The sequence below is a fragment of the Phenylobacterium sp. genome (assembly GCF_035276905.1).
Lineage (GTDB): Bacteria > Pseudomonadota > Alphaproteobacteria > Caulobacterales > Caulobacteraceae > Phenylobacterium.
In genome coordinates this window covers 1-14751 of record NZ_DATELG010000428.1, presented here as the reverse complement: position 1 = coordinate 14751, position 14751 = coordinate 1, and the positions used below count along the sequence as shown (strand labels likewise).

The following is a 14751-nucleotide window of genomic DNA, read 5'->3' as shown; positions in this document are numbered from 1 at the left end:
GCGGTGCGGTCGCGCAACCGGCGTTGGATCGTCACGGCGGCGGCCCATTCGCCGGCCGCTGTGCGGCGCGCCAAGGCGGCGGGGGCCGATGCGGCGGTGGTCTCGGCGGTCTTCGCGAGCCGCAGCCCGTCCGCCGGGCCGCCGATCGGCGCGCTGAGGCTGGCGAACCTCGTCCGCGCCGCGGGCCTGCCGGTCTATGCGCTGGGCGGGGTGAACGATCGCACGGCCGCTCGCTTGCGGAGCGTCGGCCTCGCCGGACTGGCGGCGGTGGAGGGGTTCAGAACTTGAAGGAGGATTCCAGCCGCACGCGCGGCTGGCTCTCTTCCGAGCCGATCTTCTTCGGGCCCGGGTTCACCTTCTCGTCGCTGAGGGCGACGGCGCCGCCGACCCGCAGGGACGGGGTGATGTGGTAGTAGGCGCCGGCCTGCACGTCGTTGCCCGACTGCGGGCGGGCGTCCGACTGGTCCATGTTCAGGGTCACGCCCCAGCGACCTTTGCGCGCATCCCAGCGCAGGGCGCGCGTCCCGGTGCTGGGCATCGACGTAACATCGCTATGGACGGTGAGGTCTACGGGCTTGGACTTGTCGGCGGCCTGCGCAGCGCCGCCCGCCGCGCCAAACAGCGCGGTCGCGACGATCAACAGGCTGACGCGGCGGCCCGACATAGGAAACATATAACCCCTAGACCCCCCACTCGCATTACGACACGACATTTTTGCGAATGGTCGAGGTCGATTAGAGAACAGCTTTCGCCGCGGTCAATCGAATCCATGTTCGCGCGGGTCCGGCCAGGGCGAGTTCCTGCGGGCCTGTGGCGGGCGGGCCACGCGATTCCTGTTTGGCGCCGTGAATGGCGTTGTTATAGAGGGCGCGGCGCGGGGCGGCGTCATGGCGCAAGAACATGTGCGCGCTGAATTTCACTAGGAGACGGATAGATATGCCGTTTGTGCGCGGAGTTTGGATGCAGCGCGTTTCGGCCGGCGTCGCGGCGCTGGCGCTCGCGGGCCTGGCCGGCTGTTCGCACGTCCCCCTGGTCGGGCATTCGAAAGCGCCCGCCCCCCCGGCGGCGAGCGCGGGCGGCATCGGGGTCAACGGCTATCTGTGGCGCGCCACCCTCGACACCCTGGCCTTCATGCCGCTGGCCTCGGCCGACCCCTACGGCGGCACGGTGATCACCGACTGGTACACCAATCCGGAAAAGCCGGACGAGCGCTTCAAGTGCACCGTCTACATCCTGGATTCGCGCCTGCGCGCCGACGGCCTGAAGGTTTCGGTGTTCAAGCAGCAGCGCGACGCGGCCGGCAACTGGGTGGATACGGCGACCGCGGCCCAGACCGAGACGGACATCGAGAACGCCATCCTGACGCGCGCGCGCCAGCTTCGACTTTCGAACGTCAAGGGCTGATCGGCCCCACCTCGCTCGAAGCTCGGCGCGGCCGCGTTCAATGGCCCGTTGACCGGACCGGCAACTCCAGTCCAAAGGCCGCCTGCCATGGCCCGCTACAATCCCAAAGAGACCGAACCGAAGTGGCGCGAGGCGTGGGCTGACGCCCAATCCTTCCGCGCCGTCCAGGACCCGACGCGGCCCAAGTACTATGTGCTGGAGATGTTCCCGTACCCGTCGGGACGCCTGCACATGGGCCACGTGCGCAACTATTCGCTGGGCGACGTCATCGCCCGCTTCAAGCGCGCGCGGGGCTTCTCGGTGCTGCACCCGATGGGCTGGGACGCCTTCGGCCTGCCGGCCGAGAACGCCGCCATGGAACGCGGCGTCGATCCCAAGGGCTGGACCTACGACAACATCGCCCGGATGCGCGACGAGCTGAAGGAGCTCGGCCTGTCGATCGACTGGTCGCGCGAGTTCGCCACCTGCGACGTCGCCTACTACGGCCAGCAGCAGGCCTGGTTCCTGGAGCTGTTCAAGCGCGGCCTGGTCTATCGCCGCGAGGCGACGGTCAACTGGGACCCGGTCGACCAGACGGTGCTGGCCAACGAGCAGGTGGTCGACGGCCGCGGCTGGCGCTCCGGGGCGGTGGTCGAGAAGCGCAAGCTGAACCAGTGGTTCCTGCGCATCACCGACTACGCCGATCAGCTGACGGACGATCTTGAAACCCTCGACCGCTGGCCCGAGAAGGTCCGCGTCATGCAGGAGAACTGGATCGGCCGCTCCCAGGGCGCGCGGCTGCGGTTCCACTTCGCCGGCGCCGCCCCGCAGGGCTTCGACGCGGGGATCGAGGTCTACACGACGCGGCCCGACACCCTGTTCGGCGCCGCCTTCGTCGGCGTCGCGGCGGACCATCCGCTGGCGGAGCGACTGGCCGGCGCCGACCCGAAGGTCGCCGCCTTCGTCGCCGAGTGCCGCAGGGGCGGCTCCTCCGAGGCCGAGATCGAGACCGCTGAGAAGATCGGCTTCGACACCGGCCTTCGGGTCAGGCATCCGTTCGCGGCCGGCCAGGAACTGCCGGTGTGGATCGCCAACTTCATCCTGATGGACTACGGCACAGGCGCCATCTTCGGCTGCCCGGCGCACGACCAGCGCGACCTCGACTTCGCCCGCAAGTACGGCCTGCCGGTGAAGCCGGTGGTGCTGCCGCCCTGCGAGGATCCGGCGACCTTCCAGGTGGGCGACGAGGCCTATGTCGGCCCGGGCGCGATCTTCAACTCCGACTTCCTGGACGGCCTGCCGGTGGAGGAGGCCAAGGCCCGCGCCGTCGCGCGGATCGAGGCCGACGGCGACGGCCAGGGGGCGACGGTGTTCCGCCTGCGCGACTGGGGCGTGGCCCGCCAGCGCGGCTGGGGCTGCCCGATCCCGGTGGTGCATTGCGAGAAGGACGGCGTGGTCCCGCTGCCGCGTAGTGCGCTGCCGGTGGCCCTGCCCGACGACATGGAGTTCGGCAAGCCGGGCAATGCGCTCGAGCGCCATCCGACCTGGAAGCACGCCGCCTGCCCGATCTGCGGCGGCCCGGCGACGCGCGAGACCGACACGCTGGACACCTTCGTCGACAGCTCCTGGTACTTCGCCCGCTTCGCCGATCCGCACGCGGCCGAGCCGATCGACAAGGCCGCGGCCGACTACTGGCTGCCGGTCGACCAGTACATCGGCGGCATCGAGCACGCGGTGCTGCACCTGCTCTACGCCCGCTTCATCACCAAGGCGCTGGCGGACGAGGGGATGCTGTCGGTGCGCGAGCCGTTCGCCGGCCTCTTCACCCAGGGCATGGTGACGCACGAGACCTACCGCCGGCAGAACGGCGAGTGGGTTGAGCCGGGCGCGGTCGAGCTGAAGGCCGAAGCCGGCATACGCGCCGCGGTCCTGGTCGAGACCGGCGAGCCGCTGGTCATCGGCGACGTCGAGAAGATGTCGAAGTCCAAGAAGAACACCGTCGCGCCCGGCGACATCTTCGAGGTCTACGGCGTCGACGCCGCCCGCCTGTTCGTGCTCTCCGACAGCCCGCCCGAGCGTGACACCCAGTGGAGCACCGGCGGCGTCCAGGGCGCCTGGCGCTTCGTCAACCGGGTCTGGGAGGAGTTCGACAGCCAGCCGGCGGCGGCCCCCGGCGGCGATGGCGCCGGCGGCGGAGAGGACGCGGCGGCGACCGCGCTGCGCCGCGCCACCCACAAGCTGGTCAAGCAGGTCACCGAGGCGATCGAGACCTTCCGCTTCAACTCCGGCATCGCCAGGCTCTACGAGTTCCTCAACCTCTTGAAGGCCAACCCGGCCGAGGGCGCGTCTGCGGCGCTGCTGGCGGCCCGCCAGGAGGCGCTGTCGGCCTTCGCCCGGCTGATCGGGCCCTTCACGCCGCACCTGGCCGAGGAGTCCTGGGCGCGCATCGGCGGGGCGGGCATGGTCGTCGAGGCGCCCTGGCCGGAGTTCGACCCGGCGCTGACCGAGGACGCGGTGAAGGTGCTTCCGGTGCAGGTCAACGGCAAGCGCCGGGGCGAGATCTCGGCGCCGGCGGGCGCCGAGCCGGCCGAGGTCGAAAAGATCGTGCTTGACGATCCGGAGATCGCACGGCGCCTTGAGGGCCTGACGATCCGCAAGGTGATCGTGGTCAAGGACCGCATCGTCAACATCGTGGCGGCCTGAGCGGGATGAGGGGCGTGGCTGTGCTCAAGCGATCGAGAAGCGTTCTGCCGAGAAGCGTTCTGCCGAGAAGCGTTTTGGCGGCCGGCGTGCTGGTCGCCGCCGCGCTCGCCCTGTCGGGCTGCGGCTTCACGCCGCTCTACGCCCAGCAGGGGGTGGCTTCGAACCGGGCGTCGGTCGACGTGGTCGCGCCGGAGGGCCGCGCCGGCTACCTGCTGCGCGAGCACCTGGACGACGCGTTCGGCCGCAACCTCGATTCGGCCCCGACCTACCGCATGCACCTTGTGGTGCACGAGAGCCGCTATCCGCGCGGCGTGCGGATCGACAACGTCGCCACCCGCTACGAGTACGTGATGATCGCCAGCTATGAGCTGAACGCCGTCGCGTCGGGCGCACTGGCCAAGCGCGGCTCGGTGCGGGCCGAGCTCACCTACGACTCCGCTGACCAGCCCTATGCGGCGATCTCGGCCCAGCAGGACGCCCAGGAGCGCGCCGCCGACGAGGTGGCCCGCAAGATCCAGCTGGAGGTCTCCGCCTGGCTCGCCGCCACCGGGGCGAAGGCGGCGACCTGAGCTTCGAAGAGACCCGCGGGTGATTCTCTCGAAACGCCCCGACATCGAGCGCTACCTCGCGCGCCCGGACCCGCAGATCCGCGCCGCCCTGATCTATGGCCGCGACATGGGCGTGGTGCGGGACCGGGCGAACCAGCTGGCCGCCAGGATGGTCGACCGGCCGGACGACCCGTTCGACGTCGCCCAGCTGACCGACGGCGACCTCAGCGAAGATCCCGCGCGGCTGGAGGACGAACTCGCCGCCCAGTCGCTGATGGGCGGGCGCCGGCTGGTGCGCCTCAGGTTCGGCGGCGAAAAGGCCAGCGTCGACAAGCTGGCGGCCGAGGCCGTGACGCGGCATGCGGCCGGCGAGCTCAATCCCGACGCCTTCTTCCTGATCGAGGCCGGCGCGCTCGGCCGCGAGTCGGCCTTACGCAAGGCGGCCGAGAAAGCCGCCGGCGCGGCCGTGATCCCCTGCTACGAGGACGAGCCCGGCGACGTCGCGCGGCTGGTCCGGGAGACGCTTTCCAAGGACAACCTGTCGCTCAACGCCGATGCGCTCAGCCTGTTCGTCGCGCGCATGCCTAAGGAGCGGGGCGTCGCCCGCCAGGAGATCGAGCGGCTGGCGCTCTATCTCGGGCCCGGCAGCGGCCTGACCGCCACCCCCGCCGACCTCGAGGCGTTCCTCGGCGTCGAGCCGGAGGCCTCGCTGTTCGACGCCGCCGCCGACGCTTTCGGCGGGCGCATTGCCGAGGCCCAGGCCGGCATCCGCAGAGCCCGCCAGGAGGGCGAGGCCGGGCCCGCCGCCGTGCGCGCGATCGGGCAGTATCTTGGCCGGCTGCGCCGCGCGCTCACCCTGCACAAGAGCGGCGCCGGCCTGCAGGAGGCGGCCAAGGCCTCGGGCGTGTTCTGGAAGCAGGAGCGCGAGTTCCTGCGCCAGGCGCGCGCCTGGAGCCTGGAGGAGCTCGACCGCATCCAGCCGGAGGTGCTGGCCGCCGACCGCGCCTGCAAGACCACGGGCTCGCCCGATCACCTGATCGCCGAGCGCCTGGCGCTGACGATCGCATCGCGCGCGAGACGATTGGGGCTTTGAAGGATCCTGCGCGGTTGCGCGGCGCGAGCTGCGCCGGCTACCACTAGGCATGGCCATAGGCGTCTTCGATTCCGGGGTGGGCGGCCTGACCGTCCACCATCGTCTGGTCGAGCGGTTTCCGACCGCGGACTTCATCTACCTGGCGGACCAGACCAACGCCCCCTACGGCGGCCGGCCGGGCGAGGAGATCGTCGCCCTGACCCGCGCCGGCTGCGAGCAGCTGTTCGCGGCTGGCTGCGACCTCGTCGTGCTCGCCTGCAATACCGCCGCGGCCGTGGCGCTGCGCCGGCTGCAGCAGACCTGGCTTCCCGGCTATCGCCGCGAGCTCGGCCGGTCGGTGAACGTGCTGGGCATCATCGTGCCGACCATCGAGGCGGCCACGGGCCTTCCCTGGGAGCACGAGGCCGAGCGGCGCGGCGACAAGGTCGAGAAGCTCGACGTGCTGGGGGTCTTCTGCACGCCCGCCACGGCGGCGAGCCGGGTCTACGAGATCGAGATCGACAAGCGGCGGCAGGACGTGGCGGTCTTCTCCGAGCCCTGCCCGGACCTCGCGCGGATGATCGAGACCGGCGTCGGCGCGGTCGAGCTGGCGATCGACGTCGAAAAGCACGTGCGCGCGCTCGCCACGCGCATCGGCCGCGCGCCGGACCGGGCGATCCTCGGCTGCACCCACTACGAGATCGTCGCCGACATGTTCCGCGCCGCCCTGCCGGCGGGAACGCCGCTGATCCACCAGCCCGACGCCACCGCCGATGCGCTGGCCCGCTACCTCGAGCGGCATCCGGAGTTCGATCCCGGCCGGGGCGGCGTGCGGCGGTTCCTGACCACCGGCCGGCCCGGCGCCCAGCACAGCCTGGTCGAGACCTTCTGGGGCGCGCCGCTGACCTTCGAAGCGGCTTGAAAGGCCGCCGATTAGACGATGCTATCGGCGCGACCGGAAGTGGAGGAGCCAATGGCGCACTGGTTGGTGAAGTCGGAGCCGGCGAAATACGCCTATGCGGACCTGGAGCGTGACGGCCGCACGGTCTGGGACGGCGTGCGCAACAACGCCGCGGCCCTGCACCTCAAGGCCATGAGGACCGGCGACGAGGTGTTCTACTACCACTCCCAGGAAGGCCTGGACGTGGTCGGGATCGCCAAGGTGGTGAAGGAAGCCTTCCCCGACGAATCCGACCGCTCCGGCCGCTTCGTCGCCGTGGAGCTCGCGCCGGTGCGCGCGCTGAAGCGCCCGGTCACCCTCGCCGAGATGAAGGCCGAGTCGAAGCTCGAGGCGATGGCGATGCTGCGGCAGTCGCGGCTGTCGGTCTCGCCGGTCAGCGACGCGGAGTGGGCGACGATCCTGCAGATGGCCGGCGAGGCGTGAGCCCCGCTTAGGGCGCGTTCATCGGGACGTTGACCTCCGAGGTCGCGCCGCACGCCAGCCAACCGTAGCTGTAGGTCTCAGGATGCCAGATCCAGGTGCCGCAGGAGGCGTCCAGCCGGGTCGAGCCAGGGGGGAAGGGGCCCGCATAGTCGTAGTGGGACGAGTAGGTGGAGGAATAGCCGTAGCCGTACCACGGGTAGCCGTAGCCAAGCCCCAGGCCGAAGCCCCAGAAAGGGGCGCCATGGAAGCGGCCGCCGTGGAAATGCCCTCCATGGAATCCCCGGCCGTGGAAACCGCCGCCATGGAAGCCTCCGCCGCCGTGGAAGTGGCCGCCGTGCTGGGCCGCGGCCGGGGCTGCGGCGGCCAGCAGCATCAGTCCCGCCAGCACGTCAGGAAGGGTGTTCATCGTCGCCTCCATCGTCAGAGGCCCTGTCGGCTGTTTATCCTCCCCGCGCGGGGCGGGGTTCAAGCTTGGAAACCCTCATTCCTTCATCCGGTCGATTGGTTTTGCGAGATCGATAGGCTCGACCTATCTACGGGTCATGCTCCCGACGATTCGCCAGCTCCAGTACCTCAAGCACCTCGCCGAACAGGGCAGCTTCGGCCGCGCCGCCGAGGCGGCGCACGTCACCCAGCCGACGCTGTCGGCGGGGATCCAGGAGCTGGAGCGGACCTTGGGCGCGCCGGTGGTCGACCGCGCCCGCTCGGGCGTCATCCTGACCGCCGTCGGCGAGGAGGCGCTGCGCCGCGCCACCGCCATCCTCAACGAGGCCGAGGAGCTGATCGAGGCGGCGAAGAACGCCGGCCAGCCGCTCACCGGCCGGTTCCGCCTGGGGGTCATTCCGACGATCGCGCCCTTCCTGCTGCCGCGGGCGTTGCCGCTGCTGCGCGAGCGCTTCCCCAAGCTGCGCCTGTTCCTGCGCGAGGACCTGACCCATCGGCTGATCGCCGCGCTCAAGGCCGGCCAGCTGGACGCCGCCCTGATCGCGCTGCCCTACGACATGGCGGGTCTGGGCTGGGCCCATGTCAGCGACGACGAGCTGATGGCGGCGGTGCCCTCGGACCACGCGCTGGCCCGCCTGGACTCGGCTACGCCCGAGGCGCTGGAGCGTGAGGGGCTGATCCTGCTCGAGGACGGCCACTGCCTGCGCGAGCACGCGCTCGCCGCCTGCAGACTGAAGCCGCCGAAGACCACCGAGGAGGAGAGCTTCGCGGCCACCTCGCTGCCGACCCTGGTGCAGATGGTGGGCTCGGGGCTCGGCGTCACCTTCCTGCCGGCGATGGCGGTCGACGCCGGCCTCGCCCAGGCCGCCCCTGTGGCTGTGCGCCGCATCGACGCGGCCCACCCGAGCCGCGAGATTGTGGTCGCTTGGCGCGCCGGCTCGAACCGCGGCGTAGAGGGCAAGTTGCTGGCCGAGACCCTGCGTACCTCCTGAGCGCACCGGATTACTCACGGATCTGGTGTAGGCTCAGCTATTTTTAACACCTCTGATTGCACCCTACCCAATATGGGGAGGACGCCCGCATTGCCCGACGTGAGCTGGCTGAGAAGCGCCGCGGCGCGCCTGCGTGAGCTTCCCGCGCGGCTGTCGTCCGTCCTGATCATCGCCCTGGCCGGCGCCCTGCTGTCCAGCGGCGCGGCCTGGCCCTGGATCTGGTTCGCCGCGGCGGTCGCGGTCCAGGTCCTTGTGCTGCCGTTCGCGCCGCCGGCGCAGGAGATCCTGGAAGGTCCCGCGCTCGAACGCGACCTGTCCTTCAGCCTGGCCGCAGCCTTCAGCGCCACGAGCTTCGCCGCCGGCGCCGTGCTCCTGTGGCTCGCTGGCGGCTGGGCGGGACGCCCCCTGGCGATCATGCTGCTGGCCGGCGGGGCGGCGAGCGTCGCGCTCAAGCCCGGCGTCTCGATGCGGCTGTTGTGGGCGGGCTGCGCGCCGTTCGTGGTTTCGCTGCTGACCTTGCCGCTGATCTCCTGGGCCATGGGACCGGCCGCCGAGCGGCCGATCATGAGCATGACCGCCCTCGTCAGCGCCCTGTTCGTCGTCGCCGTCGGCTCGGCGATCCGCCGCAGCGTCGCCAGCGCCCGCCGTCTCCAGGGCGCCCTGCAGGAGGCCCGGAGCGAACGCCAGCGCGCCGAGGCGGCCCGGGTCGAGAAGGATGACTTCCTGGGGCAGATGAGCCACGAGCTCAGGACCCCGCTGAACGGCGTCCTCGGCATGGCCCAGGCGATGCGGATCGACCCCCTGACCCCCGAACAGCTCGACCGGCTGGACGTCATCCGCGACTCCGGCGAGGCGCTGCGCACGGTGATCGACGACCTGCTCGACCCCTACAGCTCCCTGGACGCCGAGCTCGGCGGCTTCACGCCGGAACCGGAGGCCGTCGCGGAGCTGGCCGATCAGCGCCTGCGGGTGCTGGCCGCCGAGGACAATCCGACCAACCAGCTCGTGCTCAAGACCCTGCTCGGCCAGGCGGGCATCGACGTTCACGTCGTCGGCGACGGCGAAGCGGCGGTGGAGGCCTGGCGCGGGGCGCACTGGGACCTGCTCTTGATGGACATCCGCATGCCGGTGATGGACGGGCTCCAGGCGACGCGCGCGATCCGCGCCGCAGAGACCGCGGCCGGGCGGCGCCGCACGCCGATCATCGCCGTCAGCGCTGAGGCGTCGACCCGCGCGGCCTCGGAATTTCTCTCCGCCGGCATCGACTGCCTGGTGCCGAAGCCGATCCAGTTCGCCCAGCTGGCGACGGCGATGGCCGCCGCCGTCGAGGCGGCCGCAGGCGCCGAAGGCCGAGGCGCGGCGCGGCGCTGAGACTCCGGGCGCGGGCGGCGTGCCTTCGCGGCCGTTCTGACCTATATGTCCGCGGCCATGAGCCGTCCGTTCCTGAAGATGAACGGGCTCGGCAACGACTTCGTCGTCGTCGAGGCCCGCAGCGCCCCCTTCGCCCCTAGCGCGGCCGAGGTGCGCGCGATCGCCGACCGGGCGACAGGCATCGGCTGCGACCAGCTGATCGCCATCGAACCTGCGGAGGGGGCCGATGCGCGCGTGCGCTTCTGGAACGCCGACGGCGAGGAGGTCTCGGCCTGCGGCAACGGCACGCGCTGCGTGGGCTGGCTCCTGATGCAGTCCAGCGGCAAGGACGAGGCGGTCATCGAGACCAAGGCCGCTCGGCTGGTCGCGACCCGCGCCGGCGAGCGCCTCGTCAGCGTCGACATGGGCGCGCCGCGGCTGGAATGGGCCGAGATCCCGCTTTCCGAGCCGCATGACACGCGCGCGCTGAACGTGAAGCTTTACGACCATCCGGCGCTTTGCGAGCCGGCGGGCTGCGCATCTATGGGCAATCCGCACGTGGTCTTCTTCGTGCCCGACATCGAGACCGCGCCGGTCACCGAGGCCGGTCCCGCGGTCGAGCGCCATCCGCTGTTTCCCGAACACGTCAACGTCGGCTTCGCCCAGGTCAAGGACCGCGGCCGCATCCGCCTGCGGGTCTGGGAGCGCGGCGCGGGCCTGACCAAGGCCTGCGGCACCGGCGCCTGCGCGGCCCTGGTGGCGGCGGCGCGCCGCGACCTCACCGACCGCGCCGCTGTGATGGAGCTGGACGGCGGCGAGCTCTTGATCGAATGGCGCGAGGACGGCCGGGTGATCATGACCGGCCCGGCGGCGGTCGATTTCGCGGGCGAGCTCAAGTGAGCTTCGAACTGAACCGCGCCGAGACGGAGGGGGCGCTCTCCAGCGACACCGACGCCGACGGCGTCGACATCGTCACCTTCGGTTGCCGGCTCAACGCCTACGAGAGCGAGGTCATCCGCAGGCGGGCGGCCCAGGATGGGCTCGCCGATGCGGTGGTGTTCAACACCTGCGCGGTGACGAACGAGGCCGTGCGCCAGGCCCGCCAGGCGATCCGCAAGGCGCGGCGCGAACGGCCGGACGCGAAGCTGATCGTCACCGGCTGCGCGGCGCAGATCGATCCCGCCGCCTTCGCCGGCATGGCCGAGGTCGACCTGGTGCTGGGCAACGCCGAGAAGAGCCAGGCCGGCGCCTACGCCGCCTCGCCCGAGAAGGGCCGCGTGCGCGTCAACGACATCATGAGCGTGCGCGAGACCGCCGGCCACCTGATCGATGGGCTGAAGGACCGTGCGCGCGCCTATGTCGAGGTGCAGAACGGCTGCGACCACCGCTGCACCTTCTGCATCATCCCCTACGGGCGCGGAAACTCCCGCTCGGCCGCGGCCGGCGAGGTGGTCGAGCAGGTGCGGCGGCTGACCGCCCAGGGCTACCGCGAGGTGGTGCTGACCGGCGTCGACATCACCAGCTGGGGCGCCGACCTGCCCGGCCGGCCGACGCTCGGCCAGCTGGTGGCGCGCATCCTGAAGCTGGTCCCGGAGCTGCCGCGGCTGCGGCTGTCCTCGATCGATGCGGCCGAGATCGATCCCGACCTGCTGCGCTGCCTCGCCGAAGAGCCGCGGCTGATGCCCTACCTGCACCTGTCGCTGCAGGCCGGCGACGACATGATCCTCAAGCGGATGAAGCGGCGGCACAGCCGGGGCGACGCGCTGAAGCTGGTCGCCGAGGTGCGCGCCGTGCGGCCCGATGTGGCCTTCGGCGCCGACCTGATCGCCGGCTTCCCGACCGAGACCGAGGAGATGTTCGCCAACACCCTGGCGCTGGTCGAAGAGGCGCAGCTCGCCTTCCTGCACGTCTTCCCGTTCAGCCCCCGGCCAGGCACGCCGGCGGCCCGGATGCCGCAGCTTCCGAAGACGGTGGTGAAGGATCGCGCCGCACGGCTGCGGGCGGCGGGCGAGGTCGGGCTCGCCCGGCACCTCGCGCGCCAGGCCGGCCGCACCCTGTCGGCCCTGGTCGAGCGGCCGGGCGTGGCCCGCGCCGAAGATTTCACCGAGATCGCCTTCGAGGGCGAGGGCCTGCCGGGCGAGATCCGGCCGCTGGTCATGACCGGTCACGACGGCAAGCGCCTGGTCGCCCGGGCCTCCGTCCCAGCCTGGAAGCGCGCGTGACGTGGCGCAAGGGGCCGGATAGAAGGCGCGCATGACCGAACCCAAACGCGGCTGGTTCCAGCGGCTCACGCAAGGGCTGTCGCGCTCGTCCAAGCAGATGGGCGAGCAGATCACCAGCGTCTTCACGCAAAAGGTTGCGCTCGACCAGGCCAAGCTGGACGAGCTGGAGGAGATGCTGATCGAGGCCGACCTCGGCCCGCACTCGGCCCAGCGCATCACCGAACGCTTCGCCGCCGAGAAGTTCGGCAAGAACGTCGACGAGCAGGAGATCAAGGAGTCGCTGGCCCAGGCGATCGGCGACGAGCTGGCCCTGCGCCAGGGCGACTTCGAGCCGCTGTCCGGCCCCCGGCCCTACATCGTCCTCTTCATCGGGGTGAACGGCTCGGGCAAGACCACGACGCTGGGCAAGATCGCCGCCGACCTGCGATCGCGCGGGGCCAAGGTGCTGATCGCCGCCGGCGACACCTCCCGCGCCGCCGCCGTCGAGCAGCTGAAGGTCTGGGCCGAGCGCGCCGGCGCCGACTTCATGTCCCGCCCGACCGGCTCCGACGCGGCGGGCCTGGCCTACGACGCCGTCGAGCGCGGCCGGGCGGAAGGCTACGACGTGGTGCTGATCGACACCGCCGGCCGGCTGCAGAACAAGCAGGGGCTGATGGACGAGCTCCTGAAGATCATCCGTGTCGTGAAGAAGCTGGATCCCGACGCCCCGCACGAGACCTTGCTGGTGCTCGACGCCACCGTGGGTCGCAATGCGCTCGCCCAGGAAAACATCTTCGGCAACCAGATCGGCGTCTCCGGCATCGTCATGACCAAGCTCGACGGCACCGCCCGCGGCGGGGTGCTGGTGCCGGTCGCCCAGGCCTCCGACTCGCCGATCAAGCTGATCGGGGTGGGCGAGGGGATCGACGACCTGCAGCCGTTCGACGCCCGCGCCTTCGCCCGCTCGCTGGTGGGCCTGGAGGAGGCGGCGCGATGAACGAGCAGAGCCGCCGCTGGGTCCGCGGCTTCGTCGACTATGCGGGCCTGGCCTTCTTCGTCATCGCCCTGGCGGTCACGCGCAACCTGGTGCAGGCGACCTGGGGTCTCGTCGTCGGCGCGGCGGCGGCGGTCGTCGTCGGCCTGGTCTTCGAGCGCCGCATCCCGCCGATGGCGCTGGCCACCGCGGTCATGGCGATTATCTTCGGCTCGTTGACGCTGGTGCTGCACGACGCTCGTTTCATCAAGATGAAGCCGACCATCCTCTACGTCGGCTTCGCCGGCTTCCTGTTCGCCGGCCTGGCGCGCGGGAAGAACCCCTTGCGCACCCTGATGGGCGATACGTTCCACCTGCCCGACCCGGTGGTCCGGGTGCTGACGCTCCGCTACGCGATCTTCTTCCTGGCGCTCGCCGGGGCGAACGAAGTGGCGCGCCACGTGCTCGGCGACGTCGGCTGGGGCTATTCCAAACTGGCGGCCATGGGGGCGGTCTTCGTCTTCACCCTGGCGCAGATGCCGCTGATCCTGAAACACACGCCGGACCCGTCGGAGGAACCGCCGGCGGCCGGCTGACGACCAGGCCATGATATCGTCTGTCGTCAAACAGACGCATAGGCGCTCTACCTTGCGCTGAGCACGATGCGGGTCTGAAGGGGACAGGCAGGCATGGCCAAGATCAAGACGCCGAAGAGCGCCTCGGCGCTCGACCGTTCGCCCAGCCATCTGCTGCACCGGGCGGTGCAGCTCGCACTGGACGTCTACGCCGAGGAGCTTGGCGCGGGCGCGATCACCCAGCGGCAGTTCGCGGTGCTCGCCGCGGCCGCCGAGCACGACGGGGCGACCCAGACCGACCTCGTGCGGATGACCGGCATCGACCGCTCGACCATGGCCGAGATGGCCGCCCGGCTGATCTCCAAGGGGCTCTTGGAGCGCCGGCGCTCGCCGTTCGACGCGCGCGCCAACGCCGTCAGCCTGACCGAGGCCGGTCGCACCGTGCTGGAGGAGGCGCTGCCGAAGATGGCGGCGGCCGACGCGCGGCTCCTGAAGCTGATCTCCGGCGGCGGCCGGCGGCAGACCTTCGTCGCCTTGCTGCAGGACCTGATCGACGGCGCCGAGGTCCAGGAGCGCAAGCGCGAGAAGGCCGCAGCCAGGGCCCGCAAGGCGCCGGCGCCGCAGGTGGTCTCGGTCGAGTCGCTGCTGAAGAAGAAAAAGAAGAAGGCGAAGAAGGAAGCGGCCTGAGGCTTGTTCCTAGCGGCCGCTGCGCTTGGGCCAGCTGACGCCCGCGCGGTGGTGCAGGTAGGGGGAGTTGAGCCGCTCGTACGAGGCGGTCGGCGGCAGCCGCTTCAGCATCATGTCGAGCATGTCGGCGCCCTCCACGCTGGTCGGCGGCGCCTCGTCGTAAAGCTCCCGCCACAGGGCGGAGGCTTCCGCCTTGACCCGCTGTTTGCGGCTGCTCATCGGAACACCTTCTTTGGCCGTCCGCTGAAAACTCCGTCGAGCAAAACCCGTTGCAGATAAAATAGGGTTAAGTTTGAGGCGGTTAGATGGTTCTGTTCGGATCGTGGCCATCTTGCCACGTTTTCGCCTCAGACCCGGATGTCCAGCAACGAGCCGGGACGCAGCGGTCGCGCGGGCGGATCGCCCTGCGGCAGCGCCCGCGCCAGGCGCTGCACGCCCG

At 70.8% G+C, this 14751-nt stretch carries 17 protein-coding genes; 14 read left to right on the top strand and 3 right to left on the bottom strand.

All coding sequences use genetic code 11. The annotated features are described in order from the left end of the window. Positions 1-288 (top strand): thiamine phosphate synthase (locus tag VJS38_RS20490; RefSeq protein WP_324089999.1); only part of this gene is annotated, 288 nt, incomplete at its 5' end. Here VJS38_RS20490 and VJS38_RS20485 read toward each other — a convergent pair. Then, on the bottom strand, positions 278-664 hold the full coding sequence (locus VJS38_RS20485; RefSeq protein ID WP_324089998.1) for an NtrZ family periplasmic regulatory protein: 387 nt from the start codon (positions 662-664) through the stop codon (positions 278-280). The genes VJS38_RS20490 and VJS38_RS20485 overlap by 11 nt on opposite strands. Positions 665-936: 272 nt before the next feature. Between VJS38_RS20485 and VJS38_RS20480 the strand changes: the two genes are divergently transcribed. The 6 genes from VJS38_RS20480 to VJS38_RS20455 all read left to right on the top strand — a co-directional run bounded on the left by VJS38_RS20480 (position 937) and on the right by VJS38_RS20455 (position 7090). Next, on the top strand, positions 937-1404 hold the full coding sequence (locus VJS38_RS20480; protein ID WP_324089997.1) for a DUF3576 domain-containing protein: 468 nt from the start codon (positions 937-939) through the stop codon (positions 1402-1404). Between the two features lie 87 nt (positions 1405-1491). After that, positions 1492-4086, top strand: a complete 2595-nt coding sequence (gene leuS / locus VJS38_RS20475) for a leucine--tRNA ligase (RefSeq protein WP_324089996.1) — start codon at positions 1492-1494, stop codon at positions 4084-4086. Positions 4087-4172: 86 nt separating this feature from the next. Beyond that, positions 4173-4655, top strand: a complete 483-nt coding sequence (gene lptE, locus VJS38_RS20470; protein WP_324089995.1) for an LPS assembly lipoprotein LptE — start codon at positions 4173-4175, stop codon at positions 4653-4655. Between the two features lie 19 nt (positions 4656-4674). Beyond that, positions 4675-5727, top strand: coding sequence for a DNA polymerase III subunit delta (gene holA, locus VJS38_RS20465; protein ID WP_324089994.1), 1053 nt, complete (start codon positions 4675-4677; stop codon positions 5725-5727). Between the two features lie 49 nt (positions 5728-5776). Beyond that, on the top strand, positions 5777-6628 hold the full coding sequence (locus VJS38_RS20460) for a glutamate racemase (RefSeq protein ID WP_324089993.1): 852 nt from the start codon (positions 5777-5779) through the stop codon (positions 6626-6628). Between the two features lie 51 nt (positions 6629-6679). Further along, positions 6680-7090 carry an EVE domain-containing protein gene (locus VJS38_RS20455; RefSeq protein ID WP_324089992.1) on the top strand — a complete coding sequence of 137 codons (411 nt, stop codon included), beginning with the start codon at positions 6680-6682 and terminating at the stop codon, positions 7088-7090. A gap of 7 nt (positions 7091-7097) precedes the next feature. Here VJS38_RS20455 and VJS38_RS20450 read toward each other — a convergent pair whose 3' ends face one another. Continuing rightward, the gene (locus VJS38_RS20450) at positions 7098-7496 is read right to left on the bottom strand and encodes a hypothetical protein (protein ID WP_324089991.1); all 399 of its coding nucleotides are present in this window, start codon (positions 7494-7496) and stop codon (positions 7098-7100) included. 136 nt (positions 7497-7632) lie between these two features. On the opposite strand from VJS38_RS20450, the gene VJS38_RS20445 reads away from it, so the two are divergent. The 7 genes from VJS38_RS20445 to VJS38_RS20415 all read left to right on the top strand — a co-directional run bounded on the left by VJS38_RS20445 (position 7633) and on the right by VJS38_RS20415 (position 14312). Beyond that, positions 7633-8526 (top strand): hydrogen peroxide-inducible genes activator, encoded by an 894-nt coding sequence (locus VJS38_RS20445; protein ID WP_324089990.1) that lies wholly within the window; start codon positions 7633-7635, stop codon positions 8524-8526. Between the two features lie 99 nt (positions 8527-8625). Further along, entirely contained in the window at positions 8626-9897 is a 1272-nt protein-coding gene (locus tag VJS38_RS20440; RefSeq protein ID WP_324090000.1) for a hybrid sensor histidine kinase/response regulator, read from the top strand. A gap of 57 nt (positions 9898-9954) precedes the next feature. Next, positions 9955-10776 (top strand): diaminopimelate epimerase, encoded by an 822-nt coding sequence (dapF, locus tag VJS38_RS20435; protein ID WP_324089989.1) that lies wholly within the window; start codon positions 9955-9957, stop codon positions 10774-10776. Continuing rightward, positions 10773-12098 (top strand): tRNA (N(6)-L-threonylcarbamoyladenosine(37)-C(2))-methylthiotransferase MtaB, encoded by a 1326-nt coding sequence (mtaB, locus tag VJS38_RS20430; protein WP_324089988.1) that lies wholly within the window; start codon positions 10773-10775, stop codon positions 12096-12098. The genes dapF and mtaB overlap by 4 nt, the downstream gene beginning before the upstream one ends. Before the next feature lie 31 nt (positions 12099-12129). Next, entirely contained in the window at positions 12130-13074 is a 945-nt protein-coding gene (gene ftsY, locus VJS38_RS20425) for a signal recognition particle-docking protein FtsY (RefSeq protein WP_324089987.1), read from the top strand. Next, on the top strand, positions 13071-13646 hold the full coding sequence (locus VJS38_RS20420) for an inner membrane-spanning protein YciB (RefSeq protein ID WP_324089986.1): 576 nt from the start codon (positions 13071-13073) through the stop codon (positions 13644-13646). Before ftsY ends, VJS38_RS20420 begins: the two co-directional genes overlap by 4 nt. Positions 13647-13739: 93 nt before the next feature. Beyond that, on the top strand, positions 13740-14312 hold the full coding sequence (locus VJS38_RS20415; RefSeq protein WP_324089985.1) for a MarR family transcriptional regulator: 573 nt from the start codon (positions 13740-13742) through the stop codon (positions 14310-14312). 9 nt (positions 14313-14321) lie between these two features. On the opposite strand, the gene VJS38_RS20410 is transcribed toward VJS38_RS20415, so the two are convergent. Then, complete coding sequence (locus VJS38_RS20410; protein WP_324089984.1) at positions 14322-14531, bottom strand: hypothetical protein; 210 nt, start codon at positions 14529-14531, stop codon at positions 14322-14324. Between the last annotated feature and the right edge of the window lie 220 nt (positions 14532-14751).